19 protein-coding genes and 1 pseudogene are annotated in these 24113 nt (G+C 71.8%); 8 read left to right on the top strand and 12 right to left on the bottom strand.

The window, feature by feature from the left end; genetic code table 11:
• The first annotated feature begins 32 nt into the window (after positions 1–32).
• Positions 33–971 (top strand): hypothetical protein, encoded by a 939-nt coding sequence (locus Dvina_RS12330; protein ID WP_223102573.1) that lies wholly within the window; start codon positions 33–35, stop codon positions 969–971.
• A 33-nt stretch (positions 972–1004) separates the two neighbouring features.
• On the opposite strand, the gene Dvina_RS12325 is transcribed toward Dvina_RS12330, so the two are convergent.
• The 7 genes from Dvina_RS12325 to Dvina_RS12295 form a co-directional block, all read right to left on the bottom strand.
• Positions 1005–2063 carry a sugar ABC transporter substrate-binding protein gene (locus tag Dvina_RS12325; RefSeq protein ID WP_223102572.1) on the bottom strand — a complete coding sequence of 353 codons (1059 nt, stop codon included), beginning with the start codon at positions 2061–2063 and terminating at the stop codon, positions 1005–1007.
• A 7-nt stretch (positions 2064–2070) separates the two neighbouring features.
• Positions 2071–3675, bottom strand: coding sequence for a methyl-accepting chemotaxis protein (locus Dvina_RS12320; RefSeq protein ID WP_223102571.1), 1605 nt, complete (start codon positions 3673–3675; stop codon positions 2071–2073).
• Positions 3676–3773: 98 nt separating this feature from the next.
• A complete protein-coding gene (locus Dvina_RS12315) occupies positions 3774–4445 on the bottom strand; it encodes a FadR/GntR family transcriptional regulator (protein ID WP_223102570.1) in 672 nt (223 codons plus the stop codon).
• A gap of 55 nt (positions 4446–4500) precedes the next feature.
• Positions 4501–5262 (bottom strand): SDR family NAD(P)-dependent oxidoreductase, encoded by a 762-nt coding sequence (locus tag Dvina_RS12310; protein ID WP_223102569.1) that lies wholly within the window; start codon positions 5260–5262, stop codon positions 4501–4503.
• A gap of 102 nt (positions 5263–5364) precedes the next feature.
• Positions 5365–6060 (bottom strand): siderophore-interacting protein, encoded by a 696-nt coding sequence (locus Dvina_RS12305; protein ID WP_223102568.1) that lies wholly within the window; start codon positions 6058–6060, stop codon positions 5365–5367.
• A 98-nt stretch (positions 6061–6158) separates the two neighbouring features.
• Complete coding sequence (locus Dvina_RS12300) at positions 6159–7154, bottom strand: hypothetical protein (RefSeq protein ID WP_223102567.1); 996 nt, start codon at positions 7152–7154, stop codon at positions 6159–6161.
• Positions 7155–7238: 84 nt separating this feature from the next.
• Positions 7239–7442 (bottom strand): hypothetical protein, encoded by a 204-nt coding sequence (locus tag Dvina_RS12295; protein WP_223102566.1) that lies wholly within the window; start codon positions 7440–7442, stop codon positions 7239–7241.
• A gap of 167 nt (positions 7443–7609) precedes the next feature.
• Here Dvina_RS12295 and Dvina_RS12290 point away from each other — a divergent pair, with 167 nt between their 5' ends.
• The 4 genes and pseudogenes from Dvina_RS12290 to Dvina_RS12275 all read left to right on the top strand — a co-directional run bounded on the left by Dvina_RS12290 (position 7610) and on the right by Dvina_RS12275 (position 11924).
• Positions 7610–8464 (top strand): aldo/keto reductase, encoded by an 855-nt coding sequence (locus Dvina_RS12290; RefSeq protein WP_223102565.1) that lies wholly within the window; start codon positions 7610–7612, stop codon positions 8462–8464.
• A gap of 76 nt (positions 8465–8540) precedes the next feature.
• Positions 8541–8891: a YciI family protein gene (locus Dvina_RS12285; protein ID WP_223102564.1), complete on the top strand. Its 351-nt coding sequence runs from the start codon at positions 8541–8543 to the stop codon at positions 8889–8891.
• A gap of 7 nt (positions 8892–8898) precedes the next feature.
• On the top strand, positions 8899–10128 hold the full coding sequence (locus Dvina_RS12280) for an RNA polymerase sigma factor (RefSeq protein WP_223102563.1): 1230 nt from the start codon (positions 8899–8901) through the stop codon (positions 10126–10128).
• A gap of 599 nt (positions 10129–10727) precedes the next feature.
• Positions 10728–11924, top strand: a pseudogene (locus tag Dvina_RS12275) (IS110 family RNA-guided transposase).
• A 1683-nt stretch (positions 11925–13607) separates the two neighbouring features.
• On the opposite strand, the gene Dvina_RS12270 reads toward Dvina_RS12275, so the two are convergent.
• Both Dvina_RS12270 and Dvina_RS12265 read right to left on the bottom strand, forming a co-directional pair.
• Positions 13608–15089, bottom strand: coding sequence for a GGDEF domain-containing protein (locus Dvina_RS12270; RefSeq protein WP_223102562.1), 1482 nt, complete (start codon positions 15087–15089; stop codon positions 13608–13610).
• Positions 15086–17392, bottom strand: coding sequence for a putative bifunctional diguanylate cyclase/phosphodiesterase (locus tag Dvina_RS12265; RefSeq protein WP_223102561.1), 2307 nt, complete (start codon positions 17390–17392; stop codon positions 15086–15088). The genes Dvina_RS12270 and Dvina_RS12265 overlap by 4 nt, the downstream gene beginning before the upstream one ends.
• A gap of 99 nt (positions 17393–17491) precedes the next feature.
• Between Dvina_RS12265 and Dvina_RS12260 the strand changes: the two genes are divergently transcribed.
• Genes Dvina_RS12260 through Dvina_RS12250 form a run of 3 tightly spaced genes read left to right on the top strand, consistent with a single transcriptional unit; the run spans position 17492 to position 20506 of the window.
• The gene (locus tag Dvina_RS12260) at positions 17492–18385 is read left to right on the top strand and encodes a serine/threonine-protein kinase (protein WP_223102560.1); all 894 of its coding nucleotides are present in this window, start codon (positions 17492–17494) and stop codon (positions 18383–18385) included.
• A gap of 21 nt (positions 18386–18406) precedes the next feature.
• Positions 18407–19237 carry a class I SAM-dependent methyltransferase gene (locus tag Dvina_RS12255; RefSeq protein WP_223102559.1) on the top strand — a complete coding sequence of 277 codons (831 nt, stop codon included), beginning with the start codon at positions 18407–18409 and terminating at the stop codon, positions 19235–19237.
• A gap of 12 nt (positions 19238–19249) precedes the next feature.
• Positions 19250–20506: an aldehyde dehydrogenase family protein gene (locus Dvina_RS12250; protein WP_223102558.1), complete on the top strand. Its 1257-nt coding sequence runs from the start codon at positions 19250–19252 to the stop codon at positions 20504–20506.
• Here Dvina_RS12250 and Dvina_RS12245 read toward each other — a convergent pair.
• The 3 genes from Dvina_RS12245 to Dvina_RS12235 form a co-directional block, all read right to left on the bottom strand.
• Positions 20500–22086, bottom strand: a complete 1587-nt coding sequence (locus Dvina_RS12245; protein ID WP_223102557.1) for a methyl-accepting chemotaxis protein — start codon at positions 22084–22086, stop codon at positions 20500–20502. The genes Dvina_RS12250 and Dvina_RS12245 overlap by 7 nt on opposite strands.
• A gap of 74 nt (positions 22087–22160) precedes the next feature.
• Positions 22161–23603 (bottom strand): S28 family serine protease, encoded by a 1443-nt coding sequence (locus tag Dvina_RS12240; protein WP_246656177.1) that lies wholly within the window; start codon positions 23601–23603, stop codon positions 22161–22163.
• Positions 23604–23686: 83 nt separating this feature from the next.
• Positions 23687–24106 carry a MarR family winged helix-turn-helix transcriptional regulator gene (locus Dvina_RS12235; protein ID WP_246656176.1) on the bottom strand — a complete coding sequence of 140 codons (420 nt, stop codon included), beginning with the start codon at positions 24104–24106 and terminating at the stop codon, positions 23687–23689.
• Positions 24107–24113: the final 7 nt, after the last annotated feature.

Below are 24113 nucleotides of genomic sequence, written 5' to 3'. Positions count from 1 at the left end.
ACCGGCACGCCGCCTGGCGGTAGGGTGCGGGTGTGGGAGCACTCGCGCAGGCCGGGCGGAACTACGCGGCGGAGCAGGTCGTCCCGCTGCTTGACGACCGGCTCACGGTGACGCTGCCGGCGGGCGCGCGGGCCGAGGCGCGGGGACAGTCGCTCATGGGGGTGGCGGCGTCGGGGCAGACGGAGACCCGGGTGCTGTACGACGTCGGCGGCGAGCGGCTGGTGCTGCTGGCGTCCGAGCTGTTCCGGGTCGTGCCGGGCGAGCTGCGCGCCGCGATCGACGGCGTCACCGGCGGCTGGGACCTGCCGCCCGGGCAGCACCTGGTGCCGCTGGACACGGGGCCGGACACGGTCGGCTACGGGTACTTCCCGCTGGACTCCGCGCGGCAGGCCGTGCCCATCGCTGACGCGTTCGTGCGGACGGCCGAGTCCGGGATCGTCCGCATCCAGCTGTTCGTGTCGCCCAACGCCGCCGACGATCGCGACGGGCTCACCGAGCTGGCCGCGCAGATCCTGCGCACGGTCCGGCCCGGGGAGCGCCCGCTCGACGCGCACGCCGGGAGCCGGGTGCTGGCCGGGCTCGACGGGGAGACGATCCTGACCGCCGACGTGCGGGCCGGGTGGGTGGCGTATCAGGAGTCCGGCCTCTCGTTCGTCGTGCTGCGCCTGCTGCGCCTCACCCCGCTCGGCGGCCCGTTCGCCTCGGTGACGCTCTACCGCGGCAGCGCACCCAACCTGGTCCACCAGCGCTTCCCGGCCGACGCGGTCACCCGCTCCGGCGGGCGGCTGCTGGGGCTGCCGACCGACTGGGTACACGTCCACACCGGCATCGGCGGCGCGTCGGCGGTGCACATGCGGGAGGCGCTCGTCGAGGACGGGCACGGCCAGTTCGTGCACGCCCTGGCCGAGACCGACGAGCCGGCGTTCGAACGCGAACTCGACGAGCTGCTGGGCTCCATCAGGCGCACGTGAGGCGAGATCCAGCGCGCGTGACGGCGAGCGCCCTCAGCCGATGCCGGCGGCGCGGCAGGCGTCGGCGTACTGGCCCGCGCACAGCGCGCTCGGTGTGACGAAGCCGTCCTTCACGACGGTGCCGGCGATGGTGTCCTTCGTGACAGTCACCGGGTCGAGCAGGATGGACGGGACCTGGCCGGCGCCGTTGTCCACGTTCGCGGTCTCCGCCGGCTTCTTCCCCCGCAGCAGGTCGTCGGCGAGCGTGGCCGCGGTCTCGGCCTCGGTGCGGATCGCCTTGTACACCGTCATGTACTGGTCGCCGACGAGGATGCGCTGCAGCGCCGCGGTCTCCGCGTCCTGGCCGGTCACCGGCACCTGGGGCAGGCCGGCCGCCTTCATGGCCGCGATCGCCGCGCCCGCCGTGCCGTCGTTTGCCGCATACACGCCGACGATCGTGCGGCCTCGCAGCGTCGGCAGCACGCTCGCGGTCCACTTCCGGGCGTTGTCGGGGCTCCACTCCGCGGTGTCGGACTCCGCGGCCACCTTCACCTTGCCGTCCAGGCCGGCGTGGGCGCCCTGCTTGAACAGTGTCGCGTTGTTGTCCGTCGGGGAGCCGTTGATCCACAGGATCTCGCCCTGGGACGCCTTGGCGCCGAGGGCCTGCAGCAGCGCCGCCGCCTGCAACGCGCCGACCTTCGCGTTGTCGAACGAGATGTAGTAGTCGACGGGCGCCTTCAGGACCAGGCGGTCGTAGGAGATGACCGGCACGCTGCGGCTCTTTGCCTCGGTGACGATCTGGCCCGCGGCGATGCTGTCGACAGGGGTCAGGACCAGGACCTTCGCGCCCTGGTCGAGCGCCTCCTTGGCCTGCTGCAGCTGGGTGGCCGCGCTCTGCTCGGCGTTGCGGTAGTCGACGGTGCAGCCGGGGCACAGCTCGGCCAGCTTCTGCGCGAAGTACGGCTGGTCACCGGCCTCGTACCGGCTCGCCTTGCGCTCGGGGAGCAGCAGCGCCACCCGCGCGTCCAGGCCGTCGCCGGCGTCCGTCGTGAGCGCCTCCGTGCAGCCGGAGAGCAGCATCGTCGCCGCCAGTGCGGCCAGCATCTTGCGCATATCGACCTCAGTACTTGAAGCGGGAGACGAGCACGCGCATCTCGGACGCCATCGACGCGAGCTGGTCGACGGCCTTGCCGGTGCTGGTGACGCCCTGGTTGGTCAGCTCGGTCGCGTCGGCGACGCCCGCGATGGTGCCCGCGATCTCGGTCGAGCCGCTGGCCGCCGCGCCCACGCTCTCGCCCATCGAGCGGGCGGTGACCGCCTGCTCCTCGACCGCCGCGGCGATCGCGTTCTGATACTCGCTCATCTGCGCGATCACCTCCCCGATCTGCCCCATCGCGCCCACCGCGTCCTCGGTGTCGACCTGGATCGCCTGCACCCGCTTGCCGATGTCGTCGGTCGCCTGGGCGGTCTCCCGGGCCAGGTCCTTGACCTCCTGCGCGACGACCGCGAACCCCTTGCCGAACTCGCCCGCCCGGGCCGCCTCGATGGTGGCGTTCAGCGCCAGCAGGTTCGTCTGCCCGGCGATCGCGGTGATCACCTTCACCACCTCGCCGATCTCGGTCGACGACGCGCCGAGCTTGCCGATCGTGTCGTTGGTGGTCGCCGCGATGGCCACCGCCGATGCGGTGACGGTCGCGGCGCGCTGCGTGTTGCGGGAGATCTCGTCGATCGCGTCGCCCAGCTCCGAGGTGCTCCCGGCGACCGCGGCGACGTGCTCGCTGACCGTGCCGGCCGCCCGGGCGACGTCGCCGGCCTTGGTGTTGGCCGACTTGGCGCTGGTGTCGATCTGCCGGCTGATCGCGGTGAGCTCCTCGGCCGCCGCGGCGAGCGTCGCCGAGTTGTCGCCGAGCGACTTCACCGCTTCGCGGGTGCTGGCGGTGGCCGCGCCGAGCGCCCGCGCCATCTCGCCGACCTCGTCGCGCTGGGCCACGTCGGCCTCGGCGGTCAGGTCGCCGGCCGCAACCGCGTTCAGGACCGCGTGCACGCGGCGGATCGGGCGGACGATGAGGCCGGTGAGGTACCGGCTGAGGACCATGGCCAGCAGCAGCCCGACCACGAGCGCGATCACCATGGCGATGCGGGCGGTGCGGTAGGCGCCGGCGGCCTCGGCGGCCCCGTCCTTGCCGCTTGTCTGCTCATACGCCATCAGGTCGGACAGCGCGTTCATCGCGTTGCCGCCGACGGTCTCGCCGTCGCCGAGGTACGCCTGCTGGAAGTCCGCGTTGCTCCCGGCCTGGATCAGCGGGATCAGCCGGTGGTCGCGGATGTTGCGAAACGCGCCCCACCAGATCGCGAACCGGTTCAGGAGCTGGCGCTGCTTGACGTCGCGGATCGTCGCCCGATAGGCCGCCACCTCGGCGTCGACCTGCTGATCGGCCGCCGCGATGTCGTCGGTGAACGACTTGCTGGCGACGGGCCCGTTGGACAGCGCGAGGTTTGCCACGTCGTTGCGCACCCGCAGCGCCGCCCGGTCCAGCGAGGCCAGGTGCGCCGCCGGCACGAGGTTCAGCCGATACAGCTCGGCCGCCTGGTCGTTCACCTGTTTCAGGCTGTACACCCCGACCCCGAGCACCGCCGCCCCCACCAGACACCCGACGAGCACGAGCAGCATGAGCTTGCGCGCCATCGGCATGTCGGCGAGCCATCGCCTCTTGTCGCCAGCCACGCCACGCCCCTTACGCCGTCCCGCGAACGGTTACCCCATCGGCCCGCCACCGCGACTTCTGAGCACTTGCCGCCCTCCGGCGAAGAACGACCCCGAAATCACACGGCGCGGCGCAGCCACTGCTCGACGCCGGCCACGTGGATGGCGGCCCAGGAGCGGGCCAGGTCGGGCTCGCGGGAGGCGATGGCGTCGACGATGGCCAGGTGCTGTTCGCGGGTGCGGGCGGCGGCGCCCTCCTGGGTCATGCCGCGCCAGGTCCGGGCTCTCGCCGTCGGGCCGGACAGGCCGTCGATCAGGGAGCACAGGACGGCGTTGCCGGAGCCGGCGGCGATCAGGCGGTGGAACTCCAGGTCGTTGGCGACGAGGGCCTCGGTCGTGGAGTCGGTGCCGAGCTCGTCCAGGACCGACCGGAGCGTCACGATCTCCCGGTCGGTCATGCGGGTCGCGGCCAGGGCGGTGGCGGCGGGCTCCAGGATGCGGCGGACCTCCAGGAACTGCGGGACGGTGTCGTCGCGGTGGAAGTCGACGACGAAGCTGAGGGCGTCGAGGAGGAGGTCGGGCTCCAGGCTCGTGACGTAGGTGCCGTCGCCCCGCCGGACGTCCAGCACCCTGATCATCGACAGCGCCTTCACGGCCTCGCGCAGCGAGTTGCGGGACAGGCCCAGCCGCTCGGCCAGGTCCGACTCCTTGGGCAGGCGGTCGCCCGGGCCCAGCTCGCCCGACGTGATCATGCCCTTGATCTTGTCGATGGCCTCGTCGGTCAGTGCCACAGCAGGCCCCGCTCCCGGCAGAGGTTCCCCAGCTGCGCGCAACCGAGGCCCAGGATCATGCCCGGGGCCTGACCCGCAGGCCGTGCATGCCGCCGTCGACCGACAGCACCGCGCCGGTGGTGGCGCTGGCCAGGGGACTGGCCAGGTACGCGATGGCGTGGGCGACCTCCTCCGCCGAGACCAGGCGGCCGGCGGGCTGGCGGGCGTTCAGGGCGGCCAGTTCGGCGGCGGGGTCGGCGGCCTGGTCGAGCAGGCGGCGGATCCACGGGGTGTCGGCGGTGCCGGGGTTGACGCAGTTGACGCGGATGCCCTCGCGGACGTGGTCGGCGGCCATCGCGGCGGTGAGCGACTGCACGGCGCCCTTCGTCGCGCTGTAGAGGGCGCGGTCCGGCAGGCCGGCGTGGGCGACGATCGAGCAGGTGTTCACGATCGCGGCGTGCTCGGAGCGGCGCAGGTAGGGCAGGGCGGCGCGGGTGACGCGGACCATGCCGACGACGTTGACGTCGTACACGCGGTGCCACTCGTCGTCGGAGTTGGCCTCGACGGTGCCGATCGCGCCGATGCCGGCGTTGTTGACCAGGATGTCGATGCCGCCGAGGTGCGCGGCCGCGGCGGTGACGGCGGCCCGGACGGCGGCGTCGTCGGTGACGTCGGCGACGAAGCCTTCGATCCCGGGTGGCAGGTCGTCGGGGCGCAGGTCGAGGCCGGCGACCCGGGCGCCCCGGTCGGCGAGGTGGACGGCGGTGGCCAGGCCGATCCCCGACCCGGCCCCCGTGACGACGACGGCGAGACCGTCGAACTCCCCACTAGCGGTCACGAAGCCCTCCCAAACATCGGATGAATTGTGTCTATCAGCCGGGAAGAGTCGCCCGCAAGGTCCGACCGCGACGGGCGATCGCGCTCGATAGGTCCGATGTGGCTACTCCATGCCGCGCTTCCCCGGCGTCCAGAACGGCTTGGTGAGCACCGATCGGCGTGGCCAGCCCCGGTCCTGGACGAGGTGGCGGCGCACGGCCTGCACGGTGCGGGCTTCCCCGGCCACATAAGCCTGCCCGGGTTGCGGCGGAAGATCCAGCAGCTGTACTGCCGCGACGAGCCGCCCCGACTCCGCCGCACTGTCGCCGGCGCGATCGACCCAGGTCACGTCCCCGTCCAGGTCGAGCCGGTCCGCCGGCCCGGAGATCTCGACAACGGCCCGGCTCGCGGCCCGCTCGGCGGCCGGCAGCGCCCGCAGCATCGGCCCGAACGCGACGGAGGCGGTCTCCTCGCCGACGAACAGGTGGTACGCCGCGGGCCGGGTCACGAAGTCGCCCTTGGGCCTGCTGAGCAGCGCCGTGTCGCCGACCCGGGCGCCGCCCATCCAGACCGCGCCCGGGCCGCTGCCGTGCAGGAGCGCCTGGAGTTCGATGGTGTCACCGTCGCGGCTCCACACCGAGTAGGTCCGCAGCAGCGGCGCCATCGCCCGGGCCGGACCCACGTCGACCCGGACCTGCTGGCCGGGGCGCCACTCGGCCGTCCCGAGCGCGGCGGCCTGCAGACGCAGGCGGCGAAACCGGCCGGTGGTCTCGGCCTCGACCACCGTCGCGCGCACGAACAGTCGTTCCCAGAGCTTCATGCCCGGGAACGTAATACATATCGGCGATATATCGGAACCTTCCCGTGATGCATTGCGTCAATGCACCGAACGCATCGACCGCCCGGGTCACGGGGCGCTCAGCGGCACGGGCGGCCGTAGTCGTACGGGAGGGCCTGGAGGCGTTCGACGGGGATGTCGCCGAGGATGAGGTACTTCTCCGCCCCGTCCGGGACCAGGTCGTCGGGGTCCATGAGGGCCGGGTACGGGTCCGGCTGCCCGGTGGCGAGCATCCAGGGGCGGGGGTCCTCGGCGTACGTGACGAGGGCCCCGGCCTTGTCGGTCAGGATGGCGCCGTACTCCTGCATCGCCCGCGCGATCATGCGGCCTACGGGGCTGCGGACGGTGGTGACGTCGAAGGCGGGGTCGAGGCGGAAGCGCTGGCCCTCGCAGGCGATATCGGCGCCGGGCGTGTTGCCGTCGTCGCGGGTCGCCGGCCACGAGTGGCAGCCTGCGCGCGTGCGGACCGTCGCGATGTTGACGGCGTGGTCGATGTACCCCCGCCGCAGCTCATCGATCCTGATGGTGAACGCGCCCATCGGCAGGCCGGTCGCGGTGGCGCCGAGGGGGTTGGTGAAGATCCCGGGGTTGCGCGAGTAGTGCTCGATCTTGCCGCCCCAGCAGGCCGTCCAGTGCCCGTCGGGGGCCTGCTCGGCCCGCCAGAAGTCCCAGTACGTGTCGGTCGAGGGCTGGTAGATCGTCACCGCCGCGTCGGTGCCCTTGGACGGGGTCAGGTTCGCCGGGGTCGGCACGGCGGCCAGGCTGTCGGCGATCACCGGGGCGAGTTCGGGCTTGTCCAGACAGTCGGAGAACGTCCAGCGCTGCCGGGGCGTACTGCGATCCACGGTGTAGATCGGCGTCGAGTACTCGTCGGTGTTGACCGCCCACGAGCCGTAGTTGTTCACCTTGTCGAGGCGGATGTTCTCCACCACGGCCGCGGAGTTGGCCGCCAGCCGGACGTTCGGGGGCAGCTTCGTGTTCCAGGGACCGTGTGGCGAGAAGCCGTTGGTGGGGTGGTGCACGACCGGCGGTACCAGACCGACAGCTGCAGTGAGTGCAAGAACCACGGCATGCATGGGCGGAGCGTAGGCACCCGCACCGGCCCGGCCGCCGAATCAGCGGCCGGACGCGGCGGAACCCCAGGTGGGGTATGAAAGTTGCTAGATGTCCTCGTCCAGCTGCGTGCCCCGGCGCGGATCGGCGATGCGGCGGCCGTGGGAGTCGACCGCGCCGTCGTCCACGCGGCCGCCCTGGGCCTCCCGGTGCGCGATGCTCTGCTCGCGCTCCGCGGCGAAGCGGGCCGCCTCCCGGGCCGCGGCCTCGGGGCTGTTGGGGTCGATGTGGGTCGGGTCATGCGCGTTCATGCTGCTCACTCCCAGTGCTCGCAGGTGCGGGGGACGGGCGGGTCGGGCCACCATACCCAGGGTGATCTGCGCTAATCCAGAGCCGCAGGGGGCCGGATTCTCACAGACGTGGCTAGATTCAAAGGCGAGAGCACTTCTGTTGTACCTCCCCGAAGGAGATCTGACGCATGTCAGCACACAGCAGCGCGGCGGACGCCGGCACGATCGACGTCGGCGGCGACCTGACGGTCAACCGGCTCGGCTTCGGCGCCATGCGGATCACCGGCGACGGCGTCTGGGGGCCGCCGCGGGACCGCGAGGAGGCCAAGCGGGTCCTGCGCCGGGCCGTCGAGCTGGACGTGAACTTCATCGACACCGCCGACTCCTACGGCCCCGACGTCAGCGAGGAGCTGATCGCCGAGGCGCTGTACCCGTACGCCGACGACCTGGTCATCGCCACCAAGGGCGGGCTCGTGCGGCCGGGGCCGGGCAACTGGCAGCCGGACGGGCGCCCCGAGCACCTGCGCGAGGCCCTGGAGGGCAGCCTGCGCAAGTTGAAGCTGGACCAGATCGCGCTGTACCAGTTCCACCGGCCCGACCCGAAGGTGCCCGTCGAGGACTCCATCGGGGCCCTCGCCGAGCTCAAGGCCCAGGGGAAGATCCGGCACCTCGGCGTGTCGAACTTCACCGAGGAGCAGCTGCGCATCGCCCAGCGGATCACGCCTATCGTGTCGATCCAGAACCGGTACAACGTCGACGACCGCGGCTCGGAGTCCCTTGTCGACCTGTGCGAGCAGGAGTCGATCGTGTTCCTGCCGTGGGCGCCGATCCAGAACCTCGACGGCAACTCGACGATCGAGGCGGTCGCGAAGAAGTACGAGGCCACGCCGCGCCAGATCGTGCTCGCGTGGCTGCTGGCCCGCTCGCCGTCGATCCTGCCGATCCCGGGCACCGGCTCGGTCGGGCACCTCGAGGACAACATCGCGGCGGCCGGCATCAAGCTGACGCCGCAGGAGGTCGCGGACATCACCCGAAATTCGTAGCGGCGCGCGTGTCGGATCCGGTCCCGCTCGTTCGAGTACCTGACGACGGGTCATCCACCAGAGACGGAGAAAACGGATGCGCTACGTGATGCTGCTCGAGGCCGACCAGCCGGCCACCCCGCCGCCCGCCGAGCTCATGGACGCAATCATGAAGCTGGGCGCCGAGGCGACAGCGGCCGGTGCGCTGCTGGACAACGCCGGCCTCCTGCCCTCCGCGGCCGGAGCCATGATCACCGTGACCGGCGGCGGCCTGACGGTGACCGACGGGCCGTTCGCCGAGACCAAGGAGATGATCAGTTACGCCGTGTACTCGGTCCGCTCCAAGGAGGAGGCGGTCGAGTGGTGCTCGCGGTTCATGAAGGTGCACCGCGACCTGTGGCCCGAGTGGGCGGGCACGTGCCGCATCCTGCAGGTCATGGAGTTCTGAGGCTTCGATGAGTCCCGACCGGCCGGACGTGACGCGCGTCGTCGAGGCGGTGTACCGGATCGAGTCCGCCCGCATCATCGGCGCGCTCGCCCGGCTGGTCCGGGACGTCGGCCTGGCCGAGGAGCTGGCCCAGGACGCGCTCGTGGCCGCCCTGGAGCAGTGGCCCGCACGCGGCGTGCCGGACGCGCCCGGCCCCTGGCTGATGGCCACCGCCAAGCACCGTGCGGTCGACCATCTGCGCCGTCAGGAGAACTACCGCAACAAACTGGCCTTGGTGGGTACTGCGGAAGCGCTCGACGAGGAAGCACTGATCGTGGACGCGATCGACGACCACATCGGCGATGACACCCTCCGGCTGCTCTTCACCGCCTGCCACCCCACCCTGACGACGGAGTCGCAGGTCGCCCTGACCCTGCGCATGCTCGGCGGCCTGCGCACCGGCGAGATCGCCAGGGCCTTCCTGACCACCGAGGCGACCGTCTCGCAACGCATCCTGCGGGCGAAGCGAGCCCTGACCGGCGTGGCGTTCGAACTCCCCTCCCCCGCCGAACTCCCATCCCGCCTGGCCGCCGTCCTGGGCACCACCTACCTGATCTTCAACGAGGGCTACGCCGCAACGGCCGGCGACGGCTGGTCCCGCCCGCAGCTGATCGAGGAGGCCCTGCGCCTGGGCCGCGTACTGTCCGGCCGCCTTCCCGGCGAACCCGAGGTACACGGCCTGAGCGCCCTCATGGAACTGCAAGCGTCACGCCTACCGGCCCGCACGGACCCCGCCGGTCACCCGATCCTCCTGGCCGACCAGGACCGCAGCCGCTGGGACCGCCTGCTGATCCGCCGCGGCCTGGCCGCACTGGCCCGAGCCGAGTCCCTGGGCACCCTCGGCCCGTACGGTCTCCAGGCCGCCATAGCCGCCTGCCACGCCCGAGCCCTGACGTTCGCGGCCACGGACTGGCCCCGGATCGCCGCCCTGTACCGCCTGCTGGCCCACGTCGCCCCCTCCGCCGTAGTGGAACTCAACCGAGCCGTAGCCGTAGGCATGGCCGAGGGCCCAGCCGCCGCCCTGGCCCTACTGGACCAGCTACACCTCCCCGGCTACCCCCACCTCCCCGCCGCCCGCGGCGACATGCTGGCCCGCCTGGGCCGCCACCAGGAGGCCCGAGCCGCCTTCACCGAGGCCGCCACCCTGACCACCAACGCCGCCGAACGCCACCTCTTCACCCGCCGCGCAAACTCCTGATCCTGTTACCGCGACCATCTATTCGCCACGTGGTCAAGAGTGCCCGTTATTGTGCGGCACAGATCCGCAAACTCACGACGAAGAATGCACACTGATGATGCCCGTCGTACTGACGCGGGAATGTGACCCATGAAGACACCAAGGAGGAAAAGATAGAGAGGGGGATAGTGCTAATTTTACTATAGGCGCCCGCGCGGATCACACCTCCCGAATGGACGACCACGACAAACCAAACCAAGCCACGCTCTTCAACCAGCAAACGGCGACCAAACACCGATCACGCCGCGCCATCCGACCCTTGCTTCACGGTCGACGCCACCTCCTGCGGTGCAATCCAACCGCCCTCTCCCACGCACCTCTCCCCGTTACGTTTTTGATCGTCCCCAGCCGGGGACTGCTCGGTCGCTCGGCCTGGTATGACTTACTGCCCCTGTCGTTGGGATGATCCGGGGGTGTTGTCCCCAGGCCGGGTGGCGTCGGCGGACCGCTGATAGGGACCCGGCCACCCCGTCTGGGGTTGGTCTCTTCGTAACGTGGGTGCCGGCAGTCCGACGCCGGACCGGCGGCCGAGACCGCTTCGTCGACGGTGTGGAGGCGTGGTGCACGGCGAATACAGCGTGTTCCTCGGGTTGGACGTGGGCAAAGGCGAACACCACGCGGTGGGTCTGGCCCTCGACGGCAAGCGACTGCACGACGCGCCGCTGCCCAATACCGAAGCCAGGCTGCAGGCGTTGTTTGCGAAGCTGGCCCGGCACGGCACGGTGCTCGTGGTGGTTGACCAGCCGGCCTCGATCGGCGCGTTGCCGGTCGCGGTCGCGCGGGCCGGCGGCCATCAGGTGGCCTATCTGCCTGGTTTGGCGATGCGTCGCACCGCTGACCTGCATCCGGGCAGCGCGAAGACCGATGCGCGTGATGCTTACGTCATCGCTGACGCGGCTCGGACCCTGCCGCACACGCTGCGCCGGGTCGACACCGGCGACGAGGCCCTGGCCGAGCTCGAGGTCCTCATCGGCTTCGACGACGACCTGGCCGGTGAGTCGACCCGGGTGTCCAACCGCATCCGCGGCCTGCTCACCTAGATCCACCCGGCACTGGAACGTGTGCTGGGCCCGAAAGTGCAGCATCCGGCCGTGCTCGAACTGCTGGCCCGCTGCGGCGGCCCGGCCGGTTTGCGCCAGGCCGGCAGGGCCAAGCTGGTTGAGATCGCCCGGCCGAAAGCGCCACGGATGGGTGAGCGACTGGTCGAACAGATCATCACCGCGCTGGCCGAGCAGACAGTGGTCGTGCCCGGCACCGCCGCGGACGAGACAATCCTGCCTCGCCTGGCCGGCACCCTGCGCGAGGTGCTGCGCCAGCGAGCCGACGTCGCCGGCGAGGTCGAGAGGATGCTTGATGCCCACCCTCTTGCCGGGGTCCTGACCTCGATGCCCGGCATCGAGGTCAGGACCGGAGCCCGCCTCCTGCTCGACGTCGGTGACATCGCCGCGTTCCCCACCCCCGGCCACCTCGCCGCCTACGCCGGTCTGGCCCCGGTCACCCGCCGCTCGGGCTCCAGCATCCGCGGCGAACACCCACCCAAAGGTGGCAACAAGCAGCTCAAACGCGCGTTCTTCCTAGCGGCGTTCGCGTCGCTGTCCCACCCACCGTCCCGCGCCTACTACGACCGCAAACGCGCCGAAGGCAAGAAACACAACGCCGCCCTCATCTGCCTGGCCCGCCGCCGCATCGACGTCCTCCACGCCATACTCCGCGCGAAGACCCCCTACCAGGCGCGCCCCGCCGTCCGCGCCGCTTGACAAAACACATAGGGACACCCCCCTCCCCGCGCACCCCCTCACCATGCGCCCTCCGTCGGCCAGCGAGGCCCGAAGAGCGGCGGGAACGGGACCGGGAGCAACAAACGCCGCACGCCCGAGGCCGAGCCGACATGCCCACGCCCAGCATCCGCCACACACACAACAACCGGCGCGACTTCCACCGCGGCCCAGCCAGCCCGGCCAGTCCTGTCAGCCCAGGCAGTCCTGCCAGCCCAGCCAGTCCAGCCGGCAGCGACAGACGCAACACCGAGCAAAGGCGCACTCGACCGACGCCTCGTGCCGGCCGAGCTCGGCGCCGACGGCCCGTCCATCGGCGCCGCCGAGTACGCCCTCGCCGCCGTCCTGCCGACCCCGAAGGCAACGGGCCCAACACCGCACGAGGCAGGGCCAGCACGCACACGCACGGCATGCCGCGCAAACTCGACACCCGCCGCGGTTAGCGCGAACTCAACGGCACCTGCGACCGGAGCGAGCACCACGAGCCGAACAACAGCCGAGGCCGAAGCAACCACCGCGAACTCAACGGCATCTGCGGCTGGGGCGAGCATCACGGCCCGAATGACAGCCGAGGCCGAAGCAACCAGCACGAACTCGACGACACCTGCGGCTGGAGCGAGCACCACGGCCCGAACAACAGCCGAGGCCGAAGCAACCACCGCGAACTCGACGACACCTGCGGCCCGAGCGAGCAGCACAAACTCGACGACAACCGGAGCAGAAGCAACCGGCGCGGACCGCACGGCGACCGAGGCTGGAGCGAGTGGTGCTGGTTCGACGGCAGCCCCCGCAGAACCGACCGACTCGACGGTGGCAATCAGCGCGACCGGCACAGACGCGACGCCGGCCAAGGCTCCAGCAACCACCGCAGCCCCGCCAGCAGCCAGACCTCCCGGCGCAGGCTCGTCAACAGCCGGGACAAGACCAGCCACCGCGAACCCGACATGCGCCGCGCCCTCGTCGGCACCCGGGGCTGGCCCGAGTAGTGGCACGAGCCGAGTGACAGCCGGTGCTGGAGCAAACGACGCAGACTCAACGACGGCCGGACCTGCGATGAACGGCTCGGGATCGACCGCGGCTGAGACCAAGGCGAGCGGGGCCGGACCGACGGCAACAGGCACGATCTCAGCGGTAGTCGGGGCCGGGGCGGGAATCGACGGCGCCGGATCAACAGCAACAGGCACGAACTCAGCAGGCGCCGAGGCGAGCGGCGCCGGACCGACAGCAACAGACACGAACTCAGCGACCGGCGGGGCCGAGGCGAGCGGGGCGAGGTCGGATAGTGGTTCGGGAGTCAGGGCTGATGACGCCTCGCCATGGAGGCGGCGGAGCTTGGTCGCATGGCGTTGCGCAAGGCCCCAAGCGCGATGCCGGGCGTGTTCGCGCCGAAACTCCTCATTGAGCGGCGAATAATTTCGCGCCCGGGTCCGGTCCCGCATGCATGCCGTTTCCGTCCGACTGAAGAAACTCCCCTGTCCAGCCACACAATGATGCTCCCAACCCCCACGTTAACCCAGCGTTAGCAAGATCCACGCCCTACCGCAAAGGGCGCAAGAAAACAGCTGAACTACGCATCGGTCAACTCGGAGCAGGCGCCGACAAAGCAGCCATCAGCAAGTGGCGCGCACACCTACCAATGCCCCGAAGAAAACCAACACATCGGACTTATCGCCCGACGGGGTAAATGTCTGAAAAGTCAAGCGCAGCGGGGCGCCCCAGCGCCCGACTTTTCGGCAACGCAACAGCAGACGCCCCCCGCTTACGGCGGTACATCTCCGAGTCCGCCCGGCGGAGCAGGGCGTCCGGGTTGCCCGGTGGCCCGTCGGCCAGGCCCACGCTCGCTCGGATTCGCAGGCTGTGGCCTTCCACCGGGATCGGGGCCTGCAACAGCGTCAGGAAGCGGGCGGCTACCGCGGCCGCCTCGTCGGCGTCGGCGCCCGGCAGGAGGACGGCGAACTCGTCGCCGCCCAGGCGGGCGGCCAGGCCGGTGGGTGGGGTGACACGGGCCAGGCGGGTGGCGACCGCGGTCAGGACGGTGTCGCCCGCGTGGTGGCCGTGGGTGTCGTTGATCAGCTTGAAGTCGTTCAGATCGACCAGGAGGACGGCGCTGTGGTCGGTCAAGGCGGCCAGCGTGGTGTCGAAGTGGGCGCGGTTGGCCAGGGCGGTCAGGCCGTCGTGGGTGGCCCGGTGGCGCAGTTCGCGCATCAGGGCCGCGTTCTCGGCGAAGGTCATCTGCTGGCGGGTCACGGCCAGGACGGTCGCCGTGAAGAGGCCGCCCAGCAGGAGCCAGTCGTCGGGGCCCACGCCGTCGCGCAGCACGAACGGGAGGGCGGCGAACAGGCCGGCCAATGTCGTGTACGGCAACAGGCTGTACGGCTTCGCGACGCGCTCGGACGCCGGGGCCGGTGGGCCGCTCAGCTCCTGGAGGCGGGGGCCGACGATGAGCAGGACCGAGGAGAGCATCTGGGCCGCCAGCAGCACGCGCAGGTGCGTGCCCTCCCGGCCGACGAGGGCACCGACCGCGCCCTGCACGACGCCGGCCAGGAGCATCGGCGCGGCGGCCCACACGGAGAGCGGGGCGTTGCCGCTGAGGATGAGCTTCACCGCGGCGAAGGCGGCGACGAGGATGATGACGGTGCCCAGGAGCAGGGCCACGAGCGCGGTCTTCGGGCGGCCGGCGCCGCTGGGGAGCAGCAGGAGCCAGACCAGGACGCCCGCGCCGACCAGGACCGAGGCGGCGTCCAGCCAGAAGCGGATGCGGGCCTGGCGGGTGGCGATCCGGCCCGGGTGGGTGAGCATGATCCAGACCATCCAGGCGATGCCGGCCATCAGCGTGGCGGCCTGGAAGGCGTTCGGGACGGCGGCGGCCGGGCCCGGGTGCAGCCAGGCGACGACCGTTTGGCTGGCGTCGCCGACGATGAAGATCAGGGAGACGTGGCTCGCGGCGCGCCAGAAACGGCGGGTGTCGGCGGGCAGGTCGAGCGCTGTCACGCGGCGCGCGAAGTACCCGAGCAGATAGTCGGACAGCGGCAGCAGCGTCCAGAACACGCGGACCTGGGTGGCGGCGTCGGCCGGGCCGAGCAGGAACCAGGCCGTGAGCAGGGCCGTGGCCCCGATCATGGCGATGACGACCGGGTCGCGTCTCATCCGGTGCGGACCGGGTTCAGGCGGGCGAAGGCGGCCTCGAGCTGCGAGGCCGGGCCGGGCTTCGCGAAGTGGTAGCCCTGGGCCAGCCGGCAGCCGAGCGCGTGCAGCACCTCGGCCTGCTCCGCGGTCTCGATGCCCTCGGCGATCGCGGGCAGGCTGCGGCTGCTGCCGAGCTGGAGCACGGCCCGGGTGAACGCGTGGTCGCCGTCGGAGCCGGGGCCGGACGGCACGAACGAGCGGTCGATCTTCAGGATGTCGACGGGCAGCTGGTTGAGGTACGACAGCGACGAATACCCGGTGCCGAAGTCGTCGATGGCGATGCGGATGCCGTGGCCGCGCAGGCGGGCGAGGGCGTCCGGGAGCGCGTCGGCGTCGCCGGCGAACACCGACTCGGTGATCTCCAGGACCAGGGCCGCGGCGGGCAGGCCGGTGCGGTCGAGGACGGCGAGGACCTCGTCGGCGAAGTGCGGCTCGGCGAGCTGGCGCACGGAGACGTTCACGGTGATCGAGGTGCCGAACCGCTCGTGCCAGGTGCCGGCGGCGCGGCAGGCCTGCTCCAGGATCCAGGCGCCGATGGGCACGATGAGGCCTGTCTCCTCGGCGACCGGGATGAAGTCGTCAGGCGGCACGGGGCCGTCGGCCGGGGTCCAGCGCAGCAGCGCCTCGACGGCGACGATCCGGGCGCCCGGCAGCTCCACCACCGGCTGGTAGTGCACGGCCAGCTCGCCGCGCTCGACCGCGTGGCGCAGCCCGGCGCTGATGCGCGTGAAGGTCTCCCGGGCGCTGCGCAGCTCCGGCCGGTAGCGCACCACCCGGTCGCGCCCGCCCCGCTTCGCCGCCCGCAGCGCGAGCTCGGCGTCGGCGATCACGTCCGGCGGGGTCTGGCCATTGATGTCCACCAGGCCGATGCTGGCGGTCAGGTGCACCACCCGCGCGCCGACCCGCAGCGGGGCCTTCACCTCGGCCCGCAGCCGCTCGGCCGGCAGTTCGGCCGGAGCGTGCTCGACGAACAGCGCGAACTCGTCACCCCCGAGCCGGGCCAGCGTGTCACCGGGTGCGGCCACGGCGCGCAGCCGGGCGGCCAGGGCCACGAGGACCTGGTCGCCGAAGCCGATCCCGTAGGCGTCGTTGACGTCGGTGAACCGGTCGACGTCGAGCAGGAGCAGGGCGTGGTGGCGCCGCTCGGGCCGGGCCAGGGCCCAGTCCATGCGCTCGGTCAGCAGTGCGCGGTTGGCCAGGCCGGTGACCGGGTCGTGCAACGCGCCGTGGCGCAGCTGGTGCTCCAGGGAGACCCGCTCGACGAGGGCCGCCTCCAGGCGCCGCTCGTTGGTGGCGAGGTCGGCGAGGCGGCGCTGGGCCAGGCGGGCCAGGCCGCCGAGGCGCACGACGAGCAGCACCGACAGCAGACCGGCCAGCAGCGCGGGCACGATCAGGTGCCGCCACTCCCCCGGCGCCCGGCTGCCGTCGGTCGTGGCCAGCCGATAGACGGTGGCGGCCGGGCCGAGCAGCGTCGCGGCGCCGAAGAGCAGGATGCGCCCGGCCGACAGCACGTCGCGCTCGTCCCCGGCCTGCGGGCGGCGCGGCTCGCGGCGGCCGAAGACGCGCGGGTGCAGGCCGGCCAGCCCCAGCGCCAGGTACGAGCCCAGCCACAGCACGTCGTCGAGCCAGTGCACGTCGCGGACCCGCCCGTTCGCGGCGTGCGCGAAGAAGATCGTGTTGGCGGTGAGCATCAGCCCGACCCCGGCCAGCAGCAGCAGGTTGGCCCGGTTGCGGGCCGCCCCCGAGAGCAGCACGCGAACGGCAACGGCAAAAAGCACAAGATCGCAGAGGGGGTACGCGAGCGCGAGGCCCAAGGCCAGCGGCCCGATCTCGGTCCGGTGCAGGTAGGGGTGGATCAGCACCATCCAGTCGATCACCGCCACGCCCGCCACCAGGATCGACGCGTCGAGCAGCGCGACGCGGGCCCGGCCCCCGGCGGCGCCGATGAGACCGGTGACGAGCAGGCCGTACGACAGCAGGTACCCGAAGTCGTTCCAGGACGGGAACGGCACGGCGCCGTCGTGGAGCATCGACTCGGCCGACCACACCGCGTCGGCCAGCAGCCGGGTCACGAAACCGGCCGCGACGAGCCCCCACGCGGTGCTGATCGACCGGCGGTCCCGGACCGCGCGGACCAGCATCGGCGCGCTGCAGGCGACGGCGGTGACGAGCCACAGGACGCGGCCGAGCTGGCCGGCGGCCAGCGACGATCCCACGACCGCGGCGGCGCCGGCCGCCGCGAAGTACCGCCGGCGTCCGTGCATGCCCTCCAGCTCACCGGGCGGCGGTTGCGGGCCCGGTGCCCGGCCGGGTGCCTGACGGTTCGCCTTTTGAAAGACCCGCATCATGGGCAACATGACGGCGTGCGAGTTCTGGGCGGACGGTACCGGCTACGCCGCAAGCTGGGCGAAGGCGGGATGGCCGCTGTCTGGGAGGCGCACGACGAGGTCCTCGACCGCGATGTCGCAGTGAAACTGCTCACTGCCGAGCACACGGCCGACGCGGAGGCGTTCGAGCGGGCCCGCAACGAGGCGCGGTCCGGCGCCCGCTTCGCCCACCCCAACGTCGTGTCGGTCTACGACTTCGGCACGTCGCGGCGGGCCGGGCGGGGCACCGCGTATCTGGTCATGGAGCTTGTCGAGGGGCAGGCGCTGGATCGGGTGATGCTCGACGGGCCGCTCGACTGGCAGGTCGCCGGGCGGATCTGCGCCGAGGTCGGGGCCGGGCTGGCCGCCGCGCACGGGCACGGCGTCGTGCACCGCGACATCAAGCCGGCGAACATCGTCCTCACCGCGTCGGGCGCCAAGATCCTCGACTTCGGCGTGGCCGCCCGGACCGGCCAGCCGGACCAGCTGCCCGACGGCACGCTGCTGGGCACCCCGGCGTACCTGGCGCCGGAGCGCCTGGAGCGGGGTGCGGCGGCGCCCCCGGCCGACGTGTACGCCGTCGGGGTCCTGCTCTACCAGTGCCTCACCGGCCGGCTGCCCTGGCCCGCGAACACCGACGAGCAGATGCTGCTCGCGCACCGGCACACGCCGCCCGCGCCGCTGCCGGAGATCGCCGGGCTTCCGGACGAGGTGGCCGAGGTGTGCACCACCAGCCTGTCCAAGCTGCCCGAGGCCCGCCCGACGAGCGTCGCCGTCGCGCTGCTGCTCTCGGCGGCGGTGGACGTGCCGGTGCACGTCCCTCCGGTGCTGCGGCCCCTGCCCGCCCGGACGGACGTGATGCACGCCGCGACGGAGGCGATATCCGTTTGACCGTCGTGCGACGGTCGGGTCGTGGATTCAGTACAGGTGAACCGGGCCCACTGGGATGAGCGCGCATCGGCGCACGCGGCGTCGCGCGGGTACAACATCCAGGGCTTTCTCGATGATCCGGAGTATTTGAGCGAGGTCGTGCGCTTCGACCGGCCCCGGCTCGGCGACGTGCGCGGCCTGCGCACGGTGCATCTGCAGTGCCACATCGGCACCGACACGCTCTCCCTGCACCGCCTCGGCGCGCAGGTCACCGGCCTGGACTTCTCCCCGGCGTCCCTGGCCGAGGCCCGCGAGCTGGCCCGCCGCGCCGGTGCCGACATCGGGTACGTCGAGTCCGAGGTGTACGGCGCGCTCGACGTGCTGGAAGCCGGAGCCTTCGATCTCGTGTACACCGGGGTGGGCGCCCTGTGCTGGCTCCCCGACATCCGGCGGTGGGCCGAGACCGTCAGCGTGCTGCTGCGCCCCGGCGGCCGGCTGTTCATCCGGGAGGGCCATCCCACCATGTGGGCGGTCGACGAGACCCGCAAGGACGGCCTGATCGCGCTGGAGTTCCCCTACTTCGAGCGGCCCGACCCGCTGGTCTGGGACGAGGGCGGCTCCTACGTGGACACGGACGGCGTGCAGTTCACCAACACCGTCTCGCACTCGTTCAACCACGGCCTGGGCGAGATCGTGACAGCGCTGCTCGGCGCCGGCCTGGACCTGACAATGCTGGAGGAGCACGACAGCTGCCCCTGGGACTTCTACCCCGGCGCCACCGTCGAGGACGAGCAGGGCGAGCACCGGCTGGCCGAGCGACCGGAGCGTCTGCCGCTTACATACACTCTGCAGGCACGGAAACGGAACGTTTGATTGGAGGCCGCCGTGGACCAGGACGTCAACGAGGTTGTGGCTGCGGCCGCCCGGTCCGCCCGGGCCGCCGCCGGCTCGCTCGCCGCGGCGCCGGCCAAGACGATCGACGAGGCCCTGCGCGGCATGGCCCGCCGCCTCGCCACCGGCCCCGACGCGATCCTGGAGGCCAACCGCGCCGACGTCGCCCGGGCCGAGGCCGACGGCATGAGCGGCGGCCTGCTCGACCGGCTCCGCCTCGACGCCGCCCGCCTGGCCGGCATGGCCGAGCAGCTCACGATCCTGGCCGACGTCGAGCCGGAGCCGGCCCGCCGCACCGTCCGTGAGCTCGGCAACGGCCTGATCCTGCAGGAGTGGCGCCGCCCGGTCGGCGTCATCGGCGCCAACTACGAGGCCCGCCCCAACGTCACCGTCGACGTCGCCTCCCAGCTCATCAAGAGCCAGAACGGCGGCGTCCTGCGCACCGGCTCGGCCGCCCTGGCCTCGGCGATCGCCCTGATGGACGAGGTCGTCGCCCCGTCCCTGGCCGAGGCGGGCCTCGACCCGGCCGCCGTCCAGCTCATCCGCGCCCGCGGCCGCGAGACCGCGGACGCGCTCGTCGCCCAGCCGGGCCTGATCCCCCTGGTCATCCTCCGCGGCAGCGGCGAGAGCACCCGGCAGCTGGCCGAGAAGGCCGCCCTCCAGGGCGTCCGCACCCTCGCCCACGCCGACGGCGGCGGCGTCCTCTACATCGACGCCGCCGCGGACCTGGACAAGGCGTTCGCCCTGATCACCGCCGGCCTTGACCGCCTGGGCGTCTGCAACCGCCTCAACCTGCTGCTCATCCACCGGTCCCGGTACGACGCACTGCTCCCCCGCGTGACCGAGGCCGTGGGCCCGGCGATCACGGTTTCCCCGCCGCCGCACGCCCACCCGCTCGGCTACGAGTGGGCCCTGGACTCCGACCGCGAGGCCACCATCACCCTGGCCCCGGTCGACGGCCCCCTGGACGCCGCCCGGCTGGCCAACGAGGAGACGTCGGGGCTGGCCGCGGGCATCGTGACGGAGGACGCGGGGGCGGCCCGGGAGTTCCTGGGGGCATACGCGGGGACGGGCGCCTTCTGGAACGCCACGACCCGGCTGCTCGACGGCTTCAAGCTCCTGAACGTCCCGGAGACCGGCATCAACATCGACCGCGTCCCCGGCCCCCGCGGCCCTGTCACCTTCCGCGATCTGTCGCTGCGCCAGTATGCCGTCCTGCCCGCCGACCGCCTGGCCGACCTGGATCAGTAGCGGAACACGGCGACCGTCCGGCGGAGGTCGGCGGCCACGGTGTCGAGGTCTTCGGCAGTGCTCGCCGTGTCCTTGGCGATTGACGTCGTCTCGTCGGCGGCGGTGGCCACCCCCGTGACGTTGGTGCTGATCTGGGCTGCTCGCCCGGCCACCTGACTCACCGTTCTGGTCATCTCGGCCGTCGTCGCGGACTGCTGCTCCACGGCGGCGGCGATGCTGGCCTGGGCGTCGCTGATGGTGGCGATGACGGTGCTGATCTGTTCGATGGCGGTGACGGCGGCGGTCGAGTCGCGCTGGATGGCGGCCACCCGCTGGGCGATGTCCTCGGTCGCCCTGGCGGTCTCCTGGGCCAGGTCCTTCACCTCGGTGGCCACCACGGCGAAGCCCTTGCCCGCGTCGCCCGCCCGCGCGGCCTCGATGGTGGCGTTCAGGGCCAGCAGGTTCGTCTGCTCGGCAATTGACGTGATCAGCTTGACCACTGTCTCGATCTCTCGTGAGGACTGGCCGAGGCTGGCGAGGACCGCCGCCGCCTCGGCCGCGTCGCGAACCGCTCGATCGGCGGTCTGGGCGGCGGCGGAGGTGCTGCGGGCGATCTCCTGGATCGAGGCGCCGATCTCCTCGGAGCCCGCGGCCACCGTGCCGATGTCCTGGGTGATGCCGTCGGTCGCCTGCGAGGCCAGGCGGACCTCGTCGGAGGAGCGGGCGGCGCTGCCGGTCATGGCGCCGGCCGACCTGGTGAGGTGGGCGGCGGCGGTGGTGACGCGGCTCACGTTGCCGTCCACGTCGCGCAGCGAGTCGCTCAGGCGCTCCAGACCGCGGTTCAGCGCGGCGCCCATGCGGCCCACCTCGTCCTGGCCGGACACCCCCAGGCGGCCGCTGAGGTCGCCGTCGGCCACCGACTCCAGGACCCGGACGGTGTCGCGGAGCGGACGGGCGATCATGCGGCTGGTGACAGTCACCAGGATCGCGGCCAGCACGACGGCGGCCACGATCATGCCGATGATGAGCAGGCGGGACTGGCCGTAGGCCCGCTGCGACGCGGTCAATGAGTCCTGGGCCTTCGTGTCCACGGCGGCCGTGAGGCGGTCCAGGGCACCCTGGGCGGCGGTGACCTGGGGGGTCGCCTTGGTCCGGATCACCTCGAACAGCAGCGTGCCGTCGGTGTCGGGCGCCGTGGCCAACGGCATGAGGTCCCGCTGCAGTACCGTGCGGTAGCTCGCCAACGCCTGCTCGAAACCCTTGCGGTCGCTGTCCGCGCCGGCTGCGGGCAGCGCGACGAACTCGCTCCACGCCTTGTCCAGGCCCGTGTTCGCGTCCTGGAGGTGCTGCTTGGCGGCGCTCTGGTCGGTGTCGGTCGTGGCCAGGGCGATGTTCATGAGTTCGGCCTGGACGATCCGGAAGTCCAGGGCCACGTCGTCGAGGTCGCCGATGTCCTGCAGGTTGTCGGAGTACATCAGGTGCAGCCGGTCCTGCGCGTCGCCGAGCTGCCGGATGCCGAGCAGGCCGACGCCGATCAGCAGGAGACAGACGACCGCGACGGTCGAGGTGAGCTTCGCGGCGATCGGGAGGTTGCGCACCATGCCTGACCGATCGGCAGGTCCGCGCCCGAGTTGAGTACGGTGGGCCCCCGAACGGACCCACCGTACCCGGGATATCAGCGGTTGAACCTGCGGTCGAGGGCCAGGTTGTGGTCGTCGAGGCCGGCGATGTAGCCCGGCGCCCCGGACGCGCCGAACGAGCTCGCCGCCGGGGCCGTCACACCGGCCCAGCGCTGCACGGCGGCCGTGGCCCTCGCGGTCTCGTCGGGCTTGAGCGCGGCGATGTTGGCACCGTGGTTGGCGCCCGCCGCCACGTACCACTGGGAGTCACGGGTGAACGGCCCCAGGCGGAACGGCTCGGCGCCCCAGGGGTCGTTGCCGCCGTAGACGAACAGCAGCTGGCTGCCCGCGAACTTGACCCAGATGTCGATGTCGAGCATCGCGAGCGGCTGGAAGTGCGGCACCAGCTCGCGCGGGATATAGGACTGGGCGCGGTCCTGGCCGCGGTAGTGCTGCAGGCCCTTGAGGTGGGGCAGGCTCACGTCCGGGTATCCGAGCTGGTAGGACGCCTGGAAGTAGTAGGGGATGAAGCCCTGGATGCCCTGGTCGGTGTTCGAGTCGAGTCCGTAGATCAGGTCGAGCCAGTTCCAGATGTCGTCGCTCGACGCGGTCCGCGCGGGCACGTCGGCGCAGTCGGACTCCAGGGAGTACTGCCAGAAAGCCCATGTCGTGCCGTTGACCATGAACTCGAAGGCCCGGTCGGCGCTTCCGACGATCCCGAACGTGCGCTGGTTCTCGGTGGCCCACGCCTGGTAGCGGGCGACAAGCTCGCCGCGGCGCTGCAGTGCCTCGATCTGCACCGCGTCGAGCGCGGCCCGGCAGGCCGCGGTGCCGACCTTGGTGAAGAATCTGTCGTACGCCGAGTCCTCCTCGTTCACCACGTCCTGCGGCGCCACGTAGGCCACCGTGCCGTCGACGTCCTTCGGGTAGAAGCGGCGGTGGTAGATCGAGGTCATGCCGCCCTTGCTGGCCCCCGTGGAGATCCACTTCTGCGAGTAGATCGGCTTGAGCGCGGCCACGATGCGGTGGTGGTCGGTCGCGGCCTGCCAGATGGTCAGCTGCTGCTCCCACTTCGGGTCCACCGGCCGCGACGGGGTGAAGAAGCGCTGCTCCACCGAGATCTGGTTGCCGTCGATGAGCCGGGTGGGCTCGGAGCGGAACGCGTACTCCGGCACGTTGTAGCCGGTCGTGTGCAGGACCGTCGGCCGGTCCGTCCCCCGGTGCAGCAGCGTGAAGCGCTGCTCGAAGGTGCCCGCGCGCGGGTTGGTGTGGTCGACCGGCTGGGTGATGCTGAGGATGAAGAAGCGGTACGGCGCGACGACCGGCTGCTCCTCGAGCACGGTGATGCCGGGCACGGCTTCGAGGCGGTCACGGATATCGGTGTCCGTCGCGTTCGCCGCCGCTCTGCTGGCGGCCGACGCGGGCGCTGCCACCGCGACACTTGCGGCCATCCCGACCGTCAGCGCCGCGGCGAGCAGCATCCGTCCAAATCGGATCATGCGGTTCCTCCCCATCGAGATACTCCGCTATCTCGATGGAAGCTACCGGCGATCCGGGCGGTTCGACCCGACCGGGCACCCTTTCACTCGGATTCGGGCACCCGCAGGGCAGCCAGGATGCGGGCCAGTTCGGCCTGGTCGCGCTCGGGCAGGGACGCGAACAGGCGCTCGCCCTGGGCGCCGCGCTCGGCCCGGATGTTCTCGGACATGGCGGTGCCGGCGGGGGTGAGCGCGACGAGGGTCGCGCGGCGGTCGGCCGGGTCCGGCGAGCGCTCGACCAGGCCGCGCTCCTGCAGGCCGTCGACCACCTCAGTGGTCGAGCGGGGCGCGATGCGCAGGTGCTCGGACAGCTCGCTCAGGCGCATGACCCCGTGCCGGGCCAGCACTTTGAGGGCGCGCACCTGGCCGGGCGTGACCCCGAGCGGCTGCAGCGTCTCGTGGGACATGTGCCGCAGTCGGCGGGCGACCGCCCAGAACAGCTCGGAGAGGCTCTCCTCCTCCACGGGAACA

The sequence above is a fragment of the Dactylosporangium vinaceum genome, assembly GCF_019904175.1.
Classification (GTDB): domain Bacteria; phylum Actinomycetota; class Actinomycetes; order Mycobacteriales; family Micromonosporaceae; genus Dactylosporangium; species Dactylosporangium vinaceum.
The sequence above is the reverse complement of the archived record's forward strand: the minus strand, read 5'-3'. Positions and strand labels throughout refer to the sequence as shown.